14 protein-coding genes and 1 tRNA gene are annotated in these 18684 nt (G+C 70.2%); 8 read left to right on the plus strand and 7 right to left on the minus strand.

What is annotated here, in order from left to right:
- Positions 1-192: 192 nt before the first annotated feature.
- Positions 193-1653 (minus strand): bifunctional UDP-N-acetylglucosamine diphosphorylase/glucosamine-1-phosphate N-acetyltransferase GlmU, encoded by a 1461-nt coding sequence (gene glmU / locus Pka01_RS14860; RefSeq protein WP_203883332.1) that lies wholly within the window; start codon positions 1651-1653, stop codon positions 193-195.
- Positions 1654-1816: 163 nt separating this feature from the next.
- Positions 1817-1888 (minus strand) — tRNA-Gln (locus Pka01_RS14865).
- A 369-nt stretch (positions 1889-2257) separates the two neighbouring features.
- Here Pka01_RS14865 and Pka01_RS14870 point away from each other — a divergent pair.
- Genes Pka01_RS14870 through Pka01_RS14885 form a run of 4 tightly spaced genes read left to right on the plus strand, consistent with a single transcriptional unit; the run spans position 2258 to position 7602 of the window.
- A complete protein-coding gene (locus Pka01_RS14870; RefSeq protein ID WP_203883333.1) occupies positions 2258-3196 on the plus strand; it encodes an acyl-CoA desaturase in 939 nt (312 codons plus the stop codon).
- Positions 3189-4526, plus strand: a complete 1338-nt coding sequence (locus Pka01_RS14875; protein ID WP_239114994.1) for a TetR/AcrR family transcriptional regulator — start codon at positions 3189-3191, stop codon at positions 4524-4526. Before Pka01_RS14870 ends, Pka01_RS14875 begins: the two co-directional genes overlap by 8 nt.
- 58 nt (positions 4527-4584) lie before the next feature.
- Positions 4585-6687: an RNA degradosome polyphosphate kinase gene (locus Pka01_RS14880; RefSeq protein WP_203883334.1), complete on the plus strand. Its 2103-nt coding sequence runs from the start codon at positions 4585-4587 to the stop codon at positions 6685-6687.
- A 9-nt stretch (positions 6688-6696) separates the two neighbouring features.
- Entirely contained in the window at positions 6697-7602 is a 906-nt protein-coding gene (locus tag Pka01_RS14885) for an NUDIX hydrolase (protein WP_239114995.1), read from the plus strand.
- A gap of 18 nt (positions 7603-7620) precedes the next feature.
- Here Pka01_RS14885 and Pka01_RS14890 read toward each other — a convergent pair whose 3' ends face one another.
- Together Pka01_RS14890 and Pka01_RS14895 are read right to left on the minus strand one after the other, a co-directional pair.
- Positions 7621-9075 carry a CYTH and CHAD domain-containing protein gene (locus Pka01_RS14890; RefSeq protein ID WP_203883335.1) on the minus strand — a complete coding sequence of 485 codons (1455 nt, stop codon included), beginning with the start codon at positions 9073-9075 and terminating at the stop codon, positions 7621-7623.
- 70 nt (positions 9076-9145) lie between these two features.
- A complete protein-coding gene (locus tag Pka01_RS14895) occupies positions 9146-9904 on the minus strand; it encodes a trans-aconitate 2-methyltransferase (protein WP_239114996.1) in 759 nt (252 codons plus the stop codon).
- A gap of 87 nt (positions 9905-9991) precedes the next feature.
- Here Pka01_RS14895 and Pka01_RS14900 point away from each other — a divergent pair, with 87 nt between their 5' ends.
- On the plus strand, positions 9992-10516 hold the full coding sequence (locus Pka01_RS14900; RefSeq protein WP_203883336.1) for a MarR family winged helix-turn-helix transcriptional regulator: 525 nt from the start codon (positions 9992-9994) through the stop codon (positions 10514-10516).
- A gap of 266 nt (positions 10517-10782) precedes the next feature.
- Positions 10783-11577 (plus strand): carbonic anhydrase family protein, encoded by a 795-nt coding sequence (locus Pka01_RS14905; RefSeq protein WP_203883337.1) that lies wholly within the window; start codon positions 10783-10785, stop codon positions 11575-11577.
- A 285-nt stretch (positions 11578-11862) separates the two neighbouring features.
- Here Pka01_RS14905 and Pka01_RS14910 read toward each other — a convergent pair whose 3' ends face one another.
- Entirely contained in the window at positions 11863-13671 is a 1809-nt protein-coding gene (locus Pka01_RS14910; protein WP_203883338.1) for an ABC-F family ATP-binding cassette domain-containing protein, read from the minus strand.
- 12 nt (positions 13672-13683) lie between these two features.
- Positions 13684-14601: a 4-(cytidine 5'-diphospho)-2-C-methyl-D-erythritol kinase gene (locus Pka01_RS14915; RefSeq protein ID WP_203883339.1), complete on the minus strand. Its 918-nt coding sequence runs from the start codon at positions 14599-14601 to the stop codon at positions 13684-13686.
- Between the two features lie 181 nt (positions 14602-14782).
- Between Pka01_RS14915 and Pka01_RS14920 the strand changes: the two genes are divergently transcribed.
- Positions 14783-16177 (plus strand): serine/threonine protein kinase, encoded by a 1395-nt coding sequence (locus Pka01_RS14920; protein ID WP_239114997.1) that lies wholly within the window; start codon positions 14783-14785, stop codon positions 16175-16177.
- Positions 16174-17763: an FG-GAP repeat protein gene (locus Pka01_RS14925; protein ID WP_203883340.1), complete on the plus strand. Its 1590-nt coding sequence runs from the start codon at positions 16174-16176 to the stop codon at positions 17761-17763. Before Pka01_RS14920 ends, Pka01_RS14925 begins: the two co-directional genes overlap by 4 nt.
- Positions 17764-17807: 44 nt before the next feature.
- Here Pka01_RS14925 and rsmA read toward each other — a convergent pair whose 3' ends face one another.
- Positions 17808-18662, minus strand: coding sequence for a 16S rRNA (adenine(1518)-N(6)/adenine(1519)-N(6))-dimethyltransferase RsmA (gene rsmA / locus Pka01_RS14930; protein WP_203883341.1), 855 nt, complete (start codon positions 18660-18662; stop codon positions 17808-17810).
- Positions 18663-18684 lie beyond the last annotated feature (22 nt).

Here is an 18684-nt window from a genome sequence, read left to right on the forward strand (position 1 = left end):
CACGGCTCGACGCCGTGCCGTCCTGTTCGCTCGCCCCGCTGAACCACGGTGTCCTCCTGGCCTGCCCCTGAGGGCGTTACGCGGTGAGACCGCGCCTTGTTCTCATTACCGTTGCCGTGCGGGTCCATGCCACAGGAGCGGCACGCCGTACAGCGGCGCCGCCGACCCGTGACATCAGACCCGTTCTCGCGACTACTCCGCGCCCGTCTCCGGTTCCGCCTCGCCGCCCTCGGCCACGGCCTGCTCGGCCGCCTTGGCCGATGCCGTCCCCGGGCGGCGGCGGACCACCCACCCCTCGATGTTGCGCTGCTTGCTCCTGGCCACGGCCATCGCCCCCGGGGGGACGTCGCCCGTGATGACTGAGCCGGCGGCGGTGTAGGCGCCGTCGCCGATGCTCACCGGAGCGACCAGCATGTTGTCGCTGCCCACCCGCACGTGGTCCCCCACGAAGGTGCGGTGCTTGTTGATCCCGTCGTAGTTCACGAAGACGCAGGCCGCGCCGATGTTGGAGCCCGTCCCGATGGTGGCGTCGCCGACGTACGACAGGTGGGGGATCTTGGACCCCTCGCCGACGGACGAGTTCTTGGCCTCGACGAAGGTGCCGATCTTGCTCTTGCGTGCGAGGACCGTGCCCGGCCGCAGGTAGGCGTAGGGGCCGACCAACGCCTGCGGGCCGATCTCGGCCCGGTCGCAGACCGCGTAGCGCACCACGGCGTCCGCGCCGACGACGGTGTCGGTCAGCGTCGTCGACGGTCCGACCTCGGCCCCCGACGCGATCCTCGTGGCACCGTGGAGCTGGGTCGCCGGGTGGATCACCGCGTCGGCCTCGAGCCTGACCCCGGCGTCGATCCAGGTGCTCGCGGGATCGACGACGGTCACGCCGGCCCGCATGTGCGCGTGGAGGATCCGGTCGTTGAGCACCCGGCGGGCGAAGGCGAGCTGGACGCGGTCGTTCACGCCCTCCACCTCGACGTAGTCGGTCGCGACGTGCGCGCCCACCCGGTGCCCGTCCTCGCGGAGGATGGCGAGGACGTCGGTGAGGTACTCCTCGCCCTGTGCGTTGGCGGCGCCGACGCGCTTGACCCCGTCGGCGAGCAGGGCCCCGTCGAACGCGTAGACCCCCGAGTTCATCTCGTGGATCGCCCGCTGCTCGGGGGTCGCGTCCTTCTCTTCGACGATCTCCAGGACGGTTCCGCTTTCGTCGCGGACGATCCGTCCGTACCCGGTCGGGTCCGGGACCTCGGCGGTCAGCACCGTGACCGCGTTGCCGTCCGCCGCGTGCCTGTCCAGCAGCGCCGCGAGGGTCTGCGTGCGCAGCAGAGGCGTGTCGCCGTACGTGACCAGGACGGTGCCCCGGATGTCGCCGACCGCCTCGAGCGCGGTTCGCACGGCGTGGCCGGTGCCGTTCTGCTTGTCCTGGACGACCGGCCGCGCGTCTGGCGCCGTGCCGGCGAGGTGATTTTCCACCTGCTCTCGGGCGTGTCCGATGACCACGATCAACTGCTCGGGGTCGAGGCCGCGGGCTGCGGCGAGCATATGGTCCACGAGCGCGAGGCCGCAGATCTCGTGGAGGACTTTGGGGGTGTTCGACTTCATCCGAGAGCCCTCGCCGGCGGCGAGGACGATGACGGCAGCCGGACGCGGCACACTCACGGACTGAGGCTCCCTCGGCGTCACGATAGGGACGAGTCGGCTTCCGGATCACGGGCGGCCACCCACAGGGCACCGCACGGTCACCCGCTCGACAAGGTGAGCTTACCTGTCGGGCCTGCGCTCGAATCCAGCCCCACCCTCAATCGCCGGATCCTCAGTTGAGCTCCGGCGCCAGGACTCGAACCTGGACAACAGGGACCAAAACCCTGCGGGCTGCCAATTACCCAACGCCGGAAAGGTGTGGCGAACGCCGGTGATCCCGGCCGCAAGCCGCCTCCTACGATACCGATCCCCCCGGATCTGTGACGCCAAGACGCGGCTTCGTCGATCATCCGGATCCGGCCGTCGGCGTTCCGTCATGAAGCGGTTACCAGGTCAGCGTTTTCGGGCAGACAACCTCATATCCACACCTCGACAGGTCCGAACCACGTGGCCGGGGAAAGCTCATAACAGATCGCACACCGTTCCAGCAAGGCGTGGATTCGCCACCAGATGTACGTGGGAGCGTCACCTTCCACACATTCAGTCCCGGGAAATTCCTAACTTACGATGGCGTAGGTTACGGTGGCGTAGCCAGACATCTTCCCCACACGCGAGGTAGCCCATGACCGTCCTGACGGAACGGCCCGGACCGCAGCCCAAGCCCGACTTCGAGCCCCAAGGCAAGTCCAGGGGCGACCTGATCATCTTCGGCGTCGTCGTCGGAGCGCCCATCCTCGCGGTCCTCGCCGCGGTGCCCTTCGCCTGGGGATGGGGTCTGGGCTGGACGGACGTGGCGATCGCCTTCGTCTTCTACACAGTGTCCGGTCTGGGAGTCACGGTCGGCTTCCATCGCTACTTCACGCACGGCTCCTTCAAGGCCAAGCGCCCCCTGAAGATCGCTCTGGCGGTCGCGGGCAGCCTCTCGCTCGAGATGTCGGTCCTCGACTGGGTCGCCGCCCACCGCAAGCACCACAAGTTCTCCGACAAGGAGGGCGACCCGCACTCGCCCTGGCGATTCGGCACCAGCTTCTGGGCCCTGTCCAAGGGGCTGCTCTGGGCGCACATGGGCTGGCTGTTCGAAGTGGAGCGGGTCAACCGGCAGAAGTACGCCCCGGACCTGGCCAAGGACCCGGACATCATGAAGCTGCACAAGTTGTTCCCCGCCCTCGCGCTGACCTCGCTCCTGCTGCCCGGCGTGCTCGGCGGCCTGCTGACCTGGTCGTGGCAGGGCGTCCTGACCGCTCTGTTCTGGGGCACGATCGTCCGCATCGGCCTGCTGCACCACGTCACCTGGTCCATCAACTCGATCTGCCACGTGTTCGGCGACGAGGAGTTCGAGTCGCGGGACAAGTCCCGCCAGGTGTGGTGGCTCGCCATCCCCTCCTTCGGCGAGTCCTGGCACAACCTGCACCACGCCGACCCGACCTGCGCCCGGCACGGCGCGCTCAAGGGCCAGATCGACCTGAGCGCCGGGACGATCCGCCTGTTCGAGAAGGCCGGCTGGGCCCACGACGTGCGCTGGCCGACCCCTGAGCGACTGGCGGCGAAGCGTCTTGCCTGACGGTTCACATACCGATGACAGGGCCGCCGCCGTCGACCTGGTGGCCCTGTCGTCTCCGCGTCACACCTCCGTCGACGACGACCCGCTGACGGCCGTCGCGTTACCCCTCACCAGGGCGACGCTGGTGGCCGTACGCGCACAGATCCCACCAGTGCCCCGCGAAGTGGCGCGGGCCGAACCCGCGAAAGCCGTACAGGGGAAGACGGCCGGCGGACGCGGACAGGCCATGATTGAAACCGTGAGCGACTCCTCCCGATCCCGCAAGCGCATGACTGGCGCGGAACGGCGCGAGCAACTGATCCAGATCGGCCGGACCCTGTTCGCCGAGAAGGGCTTCGACGGCACGTCCGTCGAAGAGATCGCGGCGAGCGCGCAGGTCTCCAAGCCCGTGGTGTACGAGCACTTCGGCGGCAAGGAGGGCATCTACGCGGTCGTCATCGACCGCGAGATGCAGCGGCTGCTGAGCCTGGTCACCCAGGCGCTGGTGGCCTCGCACGCGCGAGTGAAGCTGGAACGTGCCGCCCTCGCCCTCCTGCAGTACATCGAGGAGAGCAGCGAGGGTTTCCAGATCCTGGTCCGCGACTCGCACGCCGCCTCCGGCACCGGCACGTTCGCCAGCCTGATCAGCGACATCGCCGCCCAGGTCGAGAACGTGCTCGCCGACGAGTTCAGGGAGCGGGGATACGACCCCGGCCTGGCGCCGATGTACGCCCAGATGCTGGTGGGGATGACCGCGCTGACCGGCCAGTGGTGGCTGGAGGAGCGCAGGCCCCCGCGCGAGGAGGTCGCCGCCCACCTGGTGAACCTCTCCTGGAACGGTCTCACGGGCCTCGACCCGGCCCCCGGACTCACGTCCGCCTCGCGCGGCCTGGTGCTGACCCCGGCGACGGACGTACGGCCGCCGCCTGTGCGGACCCCGTCCGAGCGCGAGCTCAAGGAGCAGGAGAAGGTCCGGCGCGAGCAGGACAAGGCCCGCGAGCGCGAGCTCAAGGAGCAGGAGAAGGCGCGCGAACGCGAGCAGAAGGAACAGGACAGGGCCCGCGAGCGCGAGCTCAAGGAGCAGGAGAGAGCCCGCGAGCGCGAGCAGAAGGAACAGGACAAGATCCGGCGCGAGCAGGACAAGGCCCGCGAGCGCGAGATCAAGGACCTGGAGAGAGCCCGCGAACGTGAGCAGAAGGAGCTCGAACGCGAGCTCAAGGAGCAGGAGAAGGCGCGCGAGCGCGAGCAGAAGGAACGGGACAGGCAGCGGGCGCAGTCCCAGGATTCCCACCCGCCGGGGCCGGAGAACACGGCGGGTCCGGCGGACACTGAGGCAGACAGGGTGCCCTGACGATTTCGTTGCGTCGTAGTTAACGTATCGTTCAAACAATTAGGGCATATTTTGTCATATGTCCGCCGAATTCGCTTCCGTCCCTGAACCCGAGGATGTCACCCTGCCCGAGGACGCCCCGCTGCCCCAGGATCGGTTCCTCAACCGAGAGGAGAGCTGGCTCCAGTTCAACGAACGAGTGCTGGAGTTATCGGAGGACCCGTCCGTACCGCTGCTCGAACGCGTCAGGTTCCTCGCGATCTTCGCGAGCAATCTGGATGAGTTCTTCCGCGTCCGGGTGGCCGGCCTCAAGCGGCGAATGGCGACCGGCCTGCTCCTGCGGACCAAGAGCGGTCTGAAGCCCAGCGAGGAACTGGCCAGGATCGCCGCGATCGCCGACGACCTCGCCCGGCGGCACGCCGGCGTCTTCCACGACGTCGTGCTGCGCCAACTGGCCGCGGAGGGGATCGAGATCGTCCGCTGGGACGATCTCGGCCAGGAGGAGCGGACGGCGCTGCGGCAGCTGTTCTCGGCGCGGATCCGGCCGGTGCTCACACCGCTCGCGGTGGACCCCGCCCACCCCTTCCCTTACATCTCCGGCCTTTCTCTCAACCTCGCCGTGACCGTCCGCAACCCCATCAGCGGGAACACGGTCTTCGCCAGGGTGAAGGTGCCCTCGCAGCTGCCGCGGTTCGTCTCCGCGTCGCGGGACCGGTTCGTGCCGATGGAGGACGTCATCGCCGCCCACCTGGGCGAGCTCTTCAAGGGCATGGAGATCGTCCAGCACCACGCCTTCCGGGTGACCAGGAACGAGGACCTGGAGGTCGACGAGGACGTCACGGAGAACCTCATGCAGGCGCTGGAGCGTGAGCTCCGGCACCGGCGGTTCGGGCCGCCGGTGCGCCTGGAGGTCGAGGACACCATCACTCCCGAGGTGCTGGAACTGCTCGTCGACGAGCTCCGGGTGGCCGACCACGAGATCTACCGGCTGACCGGCCCGCTGGACCTGACCGGCCTGCACGCCATCGCCGACCTCGACCGCAGCGAGCTGAAGTTCAACAGGTTCGTGCCTGCGGAGGCCGTGAGCGCCGAGGACGGCCTGTTCGCCACCCTGCGGGAGCGGGACATCCTGCTGCACCACCCGTACGACTCGTTCGCCACGAGCGTGCAGCGGTTCGTGGAGGAGGCGGCGGCCGACCCGGACGTCCTGGCGATCAAGCAGACCCTGTACCGGACCAGCGGCGACTCCCCCATCGTGGACGCCCTGATCGACGCGGCCGAGGCCGGCAAGCAGGTCGTCGTCGTCGTCGAGATCAAGGCCAGGTTCGACGAGCACGCGAACATCTCCTGGGCGCGCAAGCTGGAGAAGGCCGGCTGCCACGTCGTCTACGGCGTGCTCGGCCTGAAGACGCACTCCAAGCTGGCCCTCGTGGTCCGGCAGGAGGCGAACGGCGAGCTGCGGCGCTACTGCCACATCGGCACGGGGAACTACAACCCGAAGACGGCCAGGCAGTACGAGGACTTCGGCCTGCTGACGGCCGACCCCCAGGTGGGCGAGGACGTCACGGACCTGTTCATCCACCTCACCGGATACTCGATCCAGGAGGACTACCGCAGGCTTCTCGTCGCGCCCGACTCGCTCAGGCAGGGCCTGCTGTCCAGGATCGACGGTGAGATCGCACGGCACAGGAACGGCGAGCCCGCGCGGATCCGCATCAAGACCAACTCGATCGTCGACGAGCCGCTCATCGACGCGCTCTACCGGGCGTCCCGGGCCGGCGTGCCGGTCGACCTGTGGGTCCGCGGAATCTGCGCGCTCCGACCGGGTATCCCCGGCCTGTCGGAGACGATCCGGGTCAGAAGCATCCTGGGCCGGTTCCTCGAGCACTCGAGGGTGTACGAGTTCGGCGAGGGCGACCGGTCGGAGATCTGGATCGGGAGCGCCGACCTCATGCGCCGCAACCTGGACCGGCGGGTCGAGGCGCTGGTGCGGGTGACGAGCGGCCAGCAGCGCGAGTACCTGTCCGACCTCCTTGACCTCGCCATGAGCGACGCCACGACCGCCTGGTCCCTGAACTCGGACGGCAAGTGGCTGCGTCACAGCGGCGAGATCGATCTGCAGCACCATCTGATCGCGCGCAGGCGCTGGCGGGCCGTGGACGATTCGACCAGCCTGGACTGAGGGGTGGACATGTTCGAATCCGGGGTCAGATCCACCGGCGTGACCGACATGATCCGCGCGGCCGGAGCCGTGGTGTGGCGCGGCGACGAGGCCGACCCCGAGGTGGCCCTCGTCCACCGGCCGAAGTACGACGACTGGAGCTTTCCCAAGGGGAAGCTCAAGCCCGGCGAGCACGTGATCGTGGCGGCCCTGCGCGAGGTGCGGGAGGAGACCGGGCTCGACGTGGTGTTCGGCAGGCCCCTGCCGCCCAGCCACTACCTCAAGGACGGCCGTCTCAAGCGGGTGGACTACTGGGCGGCGCGGGTCGTGGGCGTCGCCGAGGAGTTCCCCTACGGCGACGAGGTGGACGAGGTCGTCTGGCTCCCGCTGGACGAGGCCCGGCGGCGGCTGACCTACGAGTGGGACGCGGGCCTCCTCAGGGCGCTGACCGCCCTGCCGCTCGCGACCGTGCCCCTGATCTTCGTACGGCACGGCCTGGCCGGGTCCCGGCAGGAGTGGAAGGGCGACGACGACCTCCGCCCGCTCGACGAGTCGGGGTGGGCGCAGTCGGCGGCCTTCACCGCGGTGCTCGGCGCCTACCGCCCGGCGGTCCTGGTCAGCTCGCCCAGCCTGCGGTGCGTCCAGATGCTGAAGCCGTACGCGGACGACCTGGGGATGCGCGTGCGCGAGGACTTGACGCTGTCGGAGGACGGCTACGATCCGCGCGCCGCCGAGCGGCTGGTGGGCGAACTCGCCGCCTCGGGCGAGCCGGCCGTCGTGTGCAGCCACGGCAAGGTGCTGCCCGAGCTGCTGGCGATGTCGTGCCGGGACCGCCCGGACGGCGACCCGGCCGAGGTCGAGCTCGACAAGGGGGCGTTCGCCGTGCTGAACCGGGCGGCCGGGCGGCTCGTGAGCGTCGAGCATCACCTCACGTGACGCCGGCGGTGGGCGGGGTCAGCCGACCTTCGCCCACACGTCCGGGAACTGCTCGTGGGCGAGATCGGCCTCCGCGTGTTCCAGGCCGACCAGGACTCCGTAGGTGAAGGTGTCCTCGCCCGCGCCGCGTGCGGCCTCGGCCTCGTCGGCCAGCACGCCCTGGGCCACCACGCCGTCCTGGTGCCTGCCCAGCACCTCCTGCACGGTCTCCGCGCGTTTGGCCAGGTCGGACAGCCCGACCGCCTCGGCGGTGTAGCGGGCCCGCTTGGCGGCCTTGCGGACGTCGTGCATGGCGATCTCGCGCTCGTCGGGGTCCTCCATGGCCTGTGCGGCCTTGTATGCGGCGCCGACGCGCTTCCAGTTCTTGTCCGCGATCTTCTCCAGGGCCTTGCCCGCGCCCGCGGCCGCGAGGTCGGTCAGCGGGGGCCTGGCGGCGAACTCCTCCAGGGCGTCGAGCAGCGCGAAGTACCGCTCGCCGCTGAGCGCCTCCCGGATCCTGCCGTAGGCCTCGTGCTCCTTCGCCAGCAGGTCGTCGCCCAGCCGCCGCCGTACGGGCCCCACGACCAGCGAGGGGTCGAGGGCGTCGAGGCGGGCGGCGAACCTGTCCCTGATGACCTCCAGGTCACGCGCCTCCCCCAGCACCTCGCCGAGCCACCTCAGCTCGTCCTGCAGCGCGGTGGTCTCGCCGAGGAGCGACTTGAAGGCCTTGAACGCGCTCCTCAGCCGCCGGCTGGCGACCCTCGCCTGGTGGACGGCGTCCTCCTCGGCCCGCCTGACCCGCGGGTCCTGGGCGGTGAGCGCCTTAACGTGGCCTCTCAGGTAGTCGACGACGACCGCGCCCGCCGATCCCGGGTCCAGCGCGGTCTCCCGCCTGACCGGGACGTCGCCGAGCAGGCGGGCCAGCTTGTTGCTCGCGCCCGCCGGGGTCGCCCCGGCCTTGAGCAGGCGTTTGCCGACACGCCTGAGCACGTCGCGGTCGCCGTCCTTCAGCTCGGCCTCGACCTCGCGCCATCGGACGACCCGCGGCTCGTCACCGAGGATCGTGCCCTTGACGCGGTCGTCAGCGACCTCCACGAGTTCCTGGCCCTCGGGGCCGAGGAGCCGCGTGACGCCCCGCCGCGTCTCCAGCTGGGCGACGGGGGCCAGCGCCGAGCCCCTGGTGTAGGCGAGGACGAGCTCCGCGAGCTCCGGCGGCACGATCTTGGCGCTGCGCGTCAGCGGGACAGTGATCTCCTGCCTGGTGGAGCGCTTGGCCTTGGGCAGCTTGAGGTGCCAGCCCTCGTCGTCGCCGCCGCGACGGCGGCGCAGGGTGATCCCGCGTGCGGCGAGCCGCAGATCCGGGGTGTCGAAGTACAGCGCGACGAGACGATGGCTGAGAGGCTGTGACACCTCGGCGCAACCCTTGACATCACTCAGATCCGGCAAGCCGAACTCGGATGGCACGTCGAACTTGTCTTCGATCTCGATCGTCATGATCACCCCTAGCATCGGGACCCTATTTGACGCGATATTTCCACCCTAAATGGAATATATGCTTTTGCGGCTATTTATGGGCGACCACGAAGATTCTTCGGAACGGGAAGGCCGTGCCGTACGGCTCGCGCGGGTAGGCCTCGCGGAGGCGCCTCCCGCACTCGGCGAGGAAGACCTCCTGCTCCTCGGGGGACAGACGGTCGAGGACCGGCCGCATGGCCGTGCCCCTGACCCAGGTGAGCACCGCGTCCTCGCCCTGAAGCACGTGGACGTAGGTCGCCTCCCACGCGTCGACCGCGCAGCCGAGCGCGCTGAGCCTGCGGAGGTACTCGACCGGCTCCGCGACGGGCGCCTCCCGGGCCAGGTCGCCCAGCCGGTCCCGCCATTCCGTACGGCACAGCTCCCGGATGATCGTGTGGCTCGGCGAGCCGAAGTTGCCGGGGACCTGGAAGGCCAGCCAGCCGCCCTCCGCCAGATCTCCGGCCCAGCGCCCGAGCAGATCGAGATGTCCTGGCACCCACTGGAGCACGGCGTTCGAGACGAGCACGTCGACGGGACGATCGGGCCGCCAGTCGCGGACGTCCGCCACCTCGAACGTGGGGCCGGGCGGCGCGCCCTCGATCATCGCGGGCGAGGAGTCCACCCCGTGCACCCGCGCCGCCGGCCAGCGGCGGCACAGCGACGCGGTCAACTCTCCGCTGCCGCAGCCCAGGTCGACGACGTATCCGGGCTGGTCCGCGCCCACACGCGCGACCAGGTCGAAGAACGGACGCGAACGCTCACCGGCATAGGCTCGGTAGGCGGCCGGGTCCCATATATCGTGATCCATCAACGATCCTCCCCGAGGTTTATCTTGACATCAAGATAAGCGATATCGCGGAAGATATCTCGACGTCAAGAAAGCTAGACTCTGCGCATGACCTTCTCGAGGCCCGTCGAGGACGAGGTGGACCGTCTGGTCGCCGCCTGGCAGCAGGAGCGGCCCGACCTGGACGTCGCACCGCTTGAGGTGCTGAGCCGGGTCTCCCGGCTGAGCAAGCATCTCGAGCGCGAGCGGCGTGCCGCCTTCGCCGACCAGGGCGTCGAGTCGTGGGAGTTCGACGTCCTCACGGCGCTTCGCCGTTCTGGCGAGCCGTACGAACTGAGCCCCGGCGCGCTGCTGCGGGCCACGCTGGTCACCTCCGGCACGATGACCAACCGGATCGACCGGCTGGCGGCCTCCGGCCTCGTGGTGCGGCGCCCCGACCCCGAGGACCGGCGCGGCGTGCTGGTGCGCCTGACCCCCGCCGGGCTCGAGCGGGTGGACGCCGCCTTCGCCGACCTGCTCCGCCGCGAACGGGAACTTCTGGCGGGGCTGGACGAGCGGGAGCAGCACGTCCTCGCCGGACTCCTGCGCACGCTGCTCGTGCCGTTCGACGCCTCAGGGGACGCGGCCCACTAGTCTCGCGGCTCTTTCTCTCGCCTTCTCGCTGTGCCCGGCGTTCAGTGCCGCGTCAGCGCTTCATTGGAATAGTGCGACTTATCGCCGTTTTTTCCGAAACACACAAGACCCAATTTACAGAATCACGCTGTGATTGATGACACATTGGTGTCAAGCGGTTGGCAATCTATAAAGGTTGAAATGCCACGCATATCCCCCCGGATGCGAGCAAAGAGGCTCTATGCCCTGCGCCCATTCGGTGCCGACCACTGAGGGGTCCCCCGCGCATGCTTCCTCGTTTCGCCGTTTTGTCGACGGCCGCCGTCATCGGCTTCGCCCCGTTCGCCGTCCCCGTTCACGGCACGTCGCACCAGCCGCCGTGCGGCCGCGCCGGGACCGGCACGGCCGTCCAGTCGCCCGTGGAGATCGACCGTTCGGCCGTCTGCCGGCGCGCCACCCCGAAGCTCGTCATCCACTATCCGTCCAGCGTCGACGGCAAGATCGTCTTCCAGGACAAGGCTCCCATTGGAGGCAGGCCGAGCGAGCACGACGACATCAGATTCGTCATCGGCGGCGAGGGCGCCCGGCCGTACATCACTCTCGGCGGTGAGCGATACGACCTGGCAAACGTGCACTTCCACGGCCACGCCGAGCACAGATTCGCAGGTGAGCCGTTCGCCCCCGTGGAGGCCCACTTCGTGCACGAGAAGGCCGCGGGCGGGCGGGGTTATGCCGTGCTCTCCGTCCTGCTCGACCGGAGAGGCGACGGCCGGACATCCGAACACGACCGCCTCTTCACGTCGCCCCCGGCTTTAGGAACATCCCGCAATATCCGAAATATCCACCTTCGCGAACTTCTGCCTGCCGAGCGGACGACCTATCGGTACACGGGGTCGCTCACCACACCCGACGAGGAGGGGACCTACTTCCAGCCGGTGAAGTGGATCGTCTTCGGCCAGCGGGCGAAGGCCGGGCGCAAGGGCCTCCAGACGTTCAGGTCGTTATGGCCCGCCGGCGAAGGCAACGCCCGAGAACTCCAGCCCAACACGCCACCCCCCACCATCTACCGCTCCCCCGCATGACCCCGCCCCCTCGGTGTGGCCCCCGCGCCGGCGCCCTCCCGCGTGATCATGCACAACTTCGTGATCACGCCTCCCGACCTGCGCCGACCTCATCCGTGATCATGCGCAGATTCGCGACCATGCCGGCTGACCTGGAGAGACGCCGTTCGTGATCTGGCACGCCGTACGTGATCCGGCACGCCGCACGTAATCTGGCACGCCGCACGTAATCTGGCACGCCGCACGTGATCCGGCACGCCGCACGGAAGGGTCCGGCCACCGATCAGGCGGCCGGACCTGCGAACGTCAGGAGGCGGAATCGAGCCGTTCGGCCAGTTCCATCCACTCGAGCTCGACCGAGTCCTTCTGCGCCCCGACCTCGCGGAGCTCGGCGTCGAGCTTGCCGAGCAGTTCGAAGTCGCTGGCGGCCGCGGCCATCTCGGCGTGCAGCTTCGTCTCCCGCTCGCCCAGCTTGTCGAGCTGCCGCTCCAGCCGGCTCAGTTCCTTCTGGAGCTCCCGCAGCTCCTTGGCGGACAGGCCCGCGGGAACCGCGGCCGGGGCGGCCGCGGGGACCTCCGGAGCGGCAGTCGCCGAGGCCGCGCGGGCGGACAGCGCCGTTCCGGACGCCCGGCGTTCCAGGTATTCGTCCACGCCGCCCGGCAACATCGACAGCCTGCCGTCGCCGAGCAGCGCCACGCAGCGGTCGGCGACCCGCTCCAGGAAGTACCGGTCGTGGCTCACCACGACCAGCGTGCCGGGCCAGGCGTCGAGCAGATCCTCCAGCTCGGTCAGCGTCTCGATGTCGAGATCGTTGGTCGGCTCGTCGAGGAGCAGCACGTTGGGCTCATCCATGATCAGCCGGAGCAGCTGGAGCCGCCGACGCTCGCCACCCGACAGGTCGCCGACGACCTTCCACTGGGCCTCGCCCTTGAACCCGAGGATCTCGAGCAGCTGGGACGCCGACCACTCCTTCTTGCCGACCGTGACGTACTTGCGGATCTCTTCCACCGTCTCGAGCACGCGCCGCCGGGGATCGAGCTCGGCCAGCTCCTGCGAAAGGTGGGCGAGGCGCACGGTCTTGCCCTCGACGACCTTGCCGGAATCGGGCGCGATCACCCCGGAGAGCAGGCGTAACACCGACGACTTCCCAGAGCCGTTGACCCCGATCAGGCCGATGCGGTCACCGGGACCGAACTGCCAGGTGCAGTGGTCGAGCACGAGCGGGCCCGCGCCGGGGCCGCCCGCGTGAACCGTCACGTCCTCGAGGTCGTAGACGGTCTTGCCCAGCCGCGCGGAGGCGAACTTCAGCAGTTCGACGGTCTCCCTCGCCGGCGGCACGTCCGCGATCAGCGCCTCAGCGGCGTTGATGCGGAACTTGGGCTTGGAGGTCCGGGCCGGCGGACCGCGCCGCAGCCACGCGATCTCCTTGCGCATGAGGTTCTGCCTGCGATCCTCGGCTGCCTGGGCGATCCGGGCCCGTTCGGCCTTGGCCAGGACGTAGGCGGCGTAACCGCCCTCGTACCGCTCGACCGCCCCGTCCACGACCTCCCAGGTCCGGGTCGCCACCGCGTCGAGGAACCACCGGTCGTGCGTGACCACCAGGAGCGCCGACTTGCGCTGCGACAGATGGCCGGCGAGCCAGGCGATGGCCTCGATGTCGAGGTGGTTGGTCGGCTCGTCGAGAATGATCAGATCGTGTTCGCCGATGAGCAGCCTGGCCAGGGCCGTACGGCGTCGCTCGCCGCCGGACAGCGCGGCCGCCGTGGCGGACAGGTCGATGTCGCCGAGCAGGTTGGCGAGGATCTCCCGGATCGCCGGGTCTCCGGCCCACTCGTGCTCCGCCCTGTCCGCGAGGACCAGGCTCTCCACAGTGGCCGCCGGATCCAGGTCGTCACGCTGCGACAGACCGCCCACGCGCAGACCGCGATTGTGGGTCACCCGTCCGCTGTCGGGCTTCAGCTCTCCGGCGATGATCGAGACCAGCGTGGTCTTGCCACCGCCGTTGCGGCCGACGACACCGATCCGGTCGCCCTGCTCGATGCCGAGGGAGACGCCGGAAAGCAGGGGCTTGGGCCCGAAGGCTTGGGAGACGGACTCGAGATTGACCAGGTTCATCGCCCGTAAAGCCTATCCGGCGGCGACGGCTCCCGGAACGGGCCCTGACGCCGTCACGACGGACCTGCAGACCCCGGCGCCCGTGAGCGCGAGCGCCACCTCGGCGGCGTGCGCGGCGGAGTCGACCAGGAAGGCGCACGTGGGCCCGGAGCCGGACACGATCGCGCCGAGCGCGCCCGCGTCACGACCCGCGTCGAGCGTCCGTCCGAGGGAGGGCCGCAGCGCGAGCGCGGCGGGCTGCAGGTCGTTGACCAGGGCCAGGCCGAGCGCCTTCGCGTCGCCGTCGCGGAGCGCCGCCATGAGCGGCTCGCTGGCGATCGGCCAGGCGACCTCCTCGCCCGCCGCCTCGCGCAGCCGGTCGCACTCGCCGTACACCTTCGGCGTGGACAGCCCGCCGTCCGCGAGGGCGAAGACCCAGTGGAAGGTGCCGCCCGTCTCAACCGGCGTGAGCAGTTCGCCCTTGCCCCTGCCGACCGCCGTGCCGCCGAGAAGGGCGAACGGGACGTCGCTGCCGAGGTCGGCACCGATCTCCATGAGTTCCTCGAGCGGCAGCCCGAGGCCCCACAGCTCGTTGCAGGCCACCAGGGCCGCCGCGGCGTCCGCGCTGCCCCCGGCCATCCCGCCCGCCACCGGGATCGTCTTGCGGATCAGCAGGTCGGCGCCGCACGCGCGGCCCGCCCGTGCCGCGAGGGCACGCGCCGCCCGCACCGCCAGGTTGTCCTCGCCCGTCGGCACGTTGTCGGCCGACTCGCCCTCGACCCTCACGGTCAGCGCCCCCGCCGACGTGGACGGCTCGGCAGCCGTGAGTTCGTCGAACAGCGACACCGCGTGGAAGACGTTCACCAGATCGTGGAAGCCGTCATCCCGGAGGGGGCCCACGGCCAGCTGAAGGTTGACCTTGGCGGGCACCCGGACGGTGATCTCACTCATCGCCCGCTCACCGCTTCCCCGACTCGTCCTGTCATCTCGGCCACGGGATCCGAGCCTAACGTGGCCTGGACCTGCGGCCGGCCAATGGATCCTCCTGAATGAGGGCGAAAGGTTTACAGCGAAACGGTACGGTTTGACTGATCCCCCCGGTCAATGGAGCACACCGATAGACGGCCCCAGCGTGACGAGCGCGCCTCTGTCCCCGAGCGACCCGGCTGCCATCGGCGGCTACACGCTGCTCGGGCGGCTCGGCACGGGCGGGATGGGCACGGTATACCTCGGCTCCGGGGACGACGAGCGGCTCGTGGCCGTGAAGGTCGTCCGGCGGGAGTACTCGGAGGACCCCGACTTCACCGCGCGGTTCCACTCGGAGGTCGAGCACGCTCAGGCGGTGGCCTCCTTCTGCACCGCAGAGGTCATCGGACACGGCGAGGCCGCGGACGGCCGGCCGTACATGGTCACCGAGTACATCCCGGGCACACCGCTCGACCGGCAGATCTCGACGTACGGCAGGCTCGAGCCGACGACCCTGCACGGGGTCGCGTTCGGGGTCGCTGCGGCGCTGACCGCGATCCACTCGGCCGGTCTGGTGCACCGGGACCTGAAACCCGCCAACGTCATCCTGTCGATGTCGGGACCCCGGGTCATCGACTTCGGCGTCGCCCGGGCCGTGGACGCGACCCACGGGCACACCAAGACGGGCGAGGTGGTCGGGACCCCCGGCTGGTGGGCGCCCGAGCATCTCCAGGCGCACCCGGTGGGGCCGCCGGCCGACGTGTTCACGTGGGGCTGCCTGGTGGCGTACGCGGGAACGGGCCGCCATCCCTTCGGCGAGGGCCCTCCCATGGTCCTCGCCCATCGCATCCTGGAGACCGAGCCCGACCTCACCGGCCTGCCCGAGAGTCTCGCCCACCTCGTGCGCCGGGCGCTGAACCGCTGGCCGAGGAACCGGCCGACCGCGCAGGAACTGCTGCTCGCGCTTCTCGGCGGGCAGACGGAGGAGCAGACGACCGAGGCGATCGACGAACTGTGGGAGCCGCCGCGGAATCTCCTGCCCGTTACCGCTCCCGAGACGGTGCCGCAGCCCCGCCGGAGAAGCTGGACAAGCCGGCGGAGACCGCCCCTGGCCGTGCTCCTGGCCGCGGGCCTCGTGGCGGTCGTCGCCGCCGGTCTGCTCATCGGGCTGCGCGCCGGGAGTCGGGGTGAGGTGGCGGCCCCCGCCTCGAACGCCCGGGCGAGCGACATCGGCCGGCGGTTCGAGATCGGGGACGTCCAACTCGTCGTCCAGCGCCCCTCCTGCCGTGGCACGGCGGGGTCGGGGCAGACCTGCCTCGTCGAATGGGTCCTGCTCAACACGGGCTCCAACAAGATCGACCTGTCCGGGCCGCTCGACCTCGTCGACGACGAGGGGATCACGCGTGCCGCCGTGCGAGCGGTCAAGGACTCCCCCGCCTCCATCCAGCCCGGGGACATGCTCACCCTGTCCACGGAGTACACGCTCCCCGCGGACCGCAGGGCCGTACGGCTCGTCGGCCCGGTGATCACGGGAGGCGGCGACATCGAGGTGCACCTGTGACCGCCACGCGAAAGGGACGCCTGGTCCTCACCGCGATCGCACTCGCCTGCGTCGCCGCCATGTCCCCCTCCCCGCCGCCGACGCCGCCCGATCCCACGCCGGAGATCACGCCGACGATCACTCCTGAGCCGACCCCGAGCGTCTCGGTCGAGCCCACCCCGACCCCGACGCTCGTCGTCCCCTCGCCGGGATCCCCTCCGCGGCCGCCGCGGCAGGGCACTCCTCGTCCGCCCGCGCCTCCCCGGTCGGACAGGTGCCCGAACGCGGGTGAGTTCGACTTCGACGGGGACGGCCAGGACGACGCCGTGGTGGGCGACCCGTTCGCCGGCTTCGGGTCGGCGCCCGGCGGACGGCTCTTCCTCCTACGGGGCAGGGCCGGCGCCCCCCTCGACCCGGCCGTACAGGCCATGGACGCGAGCACACCCGGCTGGATCGCCCGGCCCGGGCACATCGACGGCGACCGGTGCATGGACCTGGTCGTCGCCAACCCCTTCGCGGACGGCAGGCGCGGCCGGGCGACGGTGCACGGCTCCGGCATCGCCTACGTCTACTGGGGCGGGCCCGACTTCGGCCGCGTCGCCACCCGCCTGGAACTGAAGCCGCCCGTGGCGCGCTCCTCCGCGCGTTTCGGCTGGTCCGTGGCCGTTCGGGATGGGTTTGTCGCGATCGGCGCACCCTACGAGGACGCCGACGACATCATCGACTCCGGTGCCGTGTACCTCTTCGACCTCAAGGATCGCAAGCCGGGCGAACCTCAGCGGATCACGCAGGACTCGCCCGGCGTCCCCGGCATCGGCCAGCCTGGCGACATGTTCGGCTGGGCGGTGACCCTGGGCAGGCTCGGCGGCTCCCCCGGGGCTCCCGATCTGGCGGTGGGCGTGCCGTTCGAGGACAACGAGGATTCCGGCCAGACGGACACGGGCGGCCTCACCGTGGTCTACGACGTGTCGTCGCATCCGTCGCGCTACCGCGGCGGCAAATGGGATCTCCCGTCCGTCACCGACGAAATCCCCCCGAACTCGGGCGACGACTTCGGCTACTCCCTGCGGTACGGCAAGGACGGCGACCAGGGCTATCTGGCGGTCGGGGCGCCCAGGGCCGATCCGGAGGGCGTAAGGGACGCCGGGGTCGTCGTGCTCTTCGAGGTGACCGAGACAGGTCCGCGCTACCTGCGGACACTGCGCCAGGGGCTCGACATCGTGGGCGACAGCCCCGACCAGGACGACAGGTTCGGCTGGTCGGTCGCCATCAGCGGCCCCTACGTCCTCGTCGGCGCCCCCGGCGAGAGCGGGCCGACCACCCCGCAGAGCGGAGCGGTTAACGTCGTGCCGCTCGGGAACGGCTCCGCCGGGCTGATGACCACGCTGGACGATCCTCAGCCGTACGACCACTTCGGATGGAGCGTGAGCGCGTTCGGGGACGGCAGGTTCCTGATCGGCGCCCCCGATCGGGGAGCCACGGGCACGGTCACCGTTGTGACCACGGCCACCGCCGCGAGCGGCCGCAACCTCCGCGAGCTCTCACCTGAGCAGGCGGGCCCGGCGGGCACGCAATACCTGGACTTCGGCTCCGCGGTGGCGGGCTAGCCGATCCGGTCCGTCCCGGGCCCGGTCTCGGCTTACGTCTCGGCTTACGTCTCGAGAGGGGGCCGGTGCTCGGCGATGCGCGCGAAGTCCTCGATGCCGAGTTGCTCGCCTCTCGCCTGCGGGTCGACCCCCGCCTTGACGAGGGCCTCCTCGGCGGCCGCCGCCGTACCCGCCCACCCCGCGAGGGCGGCGCGGAGCGTCTTGCGGCGCTGGGCGAAGGCGGCGTCGACGGCCGCGAAGACCTCTCGGCGCGGCGCCGACGTCTCCGGAGGGTCCCTGCGGACGAGCGAGACCAGGCCGGAGTCGACGTTCGGCGCCGGCCAGAAGACGTTGCGGCCCACCGGTCCTGCCCTGCGGACGTCGGCGTACCACGCGGCCTTGAGCGACGGGATGCCGTAGATCTTCGATCCCGGGGAGGCCGCGAGCCGGTCGGCGACCTCCGACTGGACCATGACCAGTCCCCGGCTAAGCGACGGCAGCACCTCCAGAAGGTGCAGCAGAACCGGGACGGACACGTTGTACGGCAGGTTGGCCACGAGCGCGGTCGGCTCCGCCCCGAGATCGGCGGGCCGTGCCCGGAGGGCGTCGGCGTGCACGACCGTCAGCCGGTCGGCGTGCTCGGGGGCGTGCTCGGCCACCGTCAGCGGCAGTTGCTCCGCGAGCACCGGGTCGATCTCCACCGCGACGACCCGCGCGACCTCGGGAAGCAGCGCCAGCGTCAAGGAGCCGAGGCCCGGGCCGACTTCGATGACCACGTCGTCAGAGGCGACCTCGGCCGTCCGGACGATCCTGCGCACCGTGCCGCCGTCGATGACGAAGTTCTGCCCGAGCTTCTTCGTCGGCCTGATGTTCAGCTTCTTCGCCAGCGTGCGTACCTCAACCGGACCGAGCAGGCTCATCCCTCCAGTGTGGTGCATGCGC

This window comes from Planotetraspora kaengkrachanensis (assembly GCF_016862895.1).
GTDB classification, from domain to species: domain Bacteria; phylum Actinomycetota; class Actinomycetes; order Streptosporangiales; family Streptosporangiaceae; genus Planotetraspora; species Planotetraspora kaengkrachanensis.